Raw genomic sequence first — 935 nt, 5'->3', positions numbered from 1 at the left:
AGTGTCTGTCCGAGAACATCTTGAATCATTGGAATCATTTGTGATTCAAGGGTGGCGGTCCGATTTGAAGGGGCGCCCATGTGGACGAAGGAGAACCGCGGTCGTTACGACCGCAGCCGGCTACGCTATCCCAGCGACTTGACCGATGAGGAATGGGCGTTGGTGGAGCCGCTGATTGTGCCGGCCAAGCGAGGCGGCAACAAGCGCACGGTCGATGTGCGCGAGGTGGTCAATGGCCTGATGTATGTGCTGAGCACCGGTTGCCAATGGCGAGCGATCCCGAAGGACCTACCGCCGCGCAGCACGGTGCACGACTATTTTGACTTGTGGGCGTGGGACGGCACGCTCGATCGCATCCATCACGCGCTCTATGTACAATGTCGTGAGTTGGCCAACCGAGAACCCAGCCCGAGCGCCGCCATCATCGACAGTCAAAGCGTCAAGAGCGCGGAAAAAGGGGGGCGTGGATTGACCCGCATGGCTACGATGCGGGAAAGAAGATCAAGGGCAAGAAGCGCCACATCCTAGTCGATACCCAAGGCTTGCTGCTCCACGCCCTCGTGCACTCGGCCGACATCCAGGATCGTGACGGCGGGGTGCTGGTGATGGCCACACTGTTTGGCCTGCATCCATTCCTGCTGAAGCTCTATGCCGACGGCGGCTATCAGGGGCCGATCTTTCAGTCCGCCGTTCGCAAAATCCTCCGGCAAGTCGACGTGGAGATCGTCAAGCGCTCCGATCTCGCAAAGGGCTTTGCGGTCTTGCCCAAGCGATGGATCGTCGAACGCACCATCGCCTGGCTCAACCGCTGCCGCCGCTTGGCCAAGGATTGGGAGTGCCTCAACCGAAAGGCCTTGGCGTTTTTACGCCTCGCCTCTATCCGCCTCATGCTGAGAAAGCTCTGTCAAAAAAGAGCATGATCTCGGACAGACTCT

General features: G+C 59.4%; 1 pseudogene. It reads left to right on the top strand.

Annotated features, from left to right (window positions below):
• Window positions 1-78: 78 nt before the first annotated feature.
• A pseudogene (locus FXB38_RS41125) lies at window positions 79-920 on the top strand (IS5 family transposase).
• Window positions 921-935: the final 15 nt, after the last annotated feature.

It is taken from the genome of Bradyrhizobium cytisi (genome assembly GCF_008123515.1).
Taxonomy (GTDB): domain Bacteria; phylum Pseudomonadota; class Alphaproteobacteria; order Rhizobiales; family Xanthobacteraceae; genus Bradyrhizobium; species Bradyrhizobium cytisi.
This window is presented reverse-complemented; position numbering and strand designations above follow the sequence as displayed.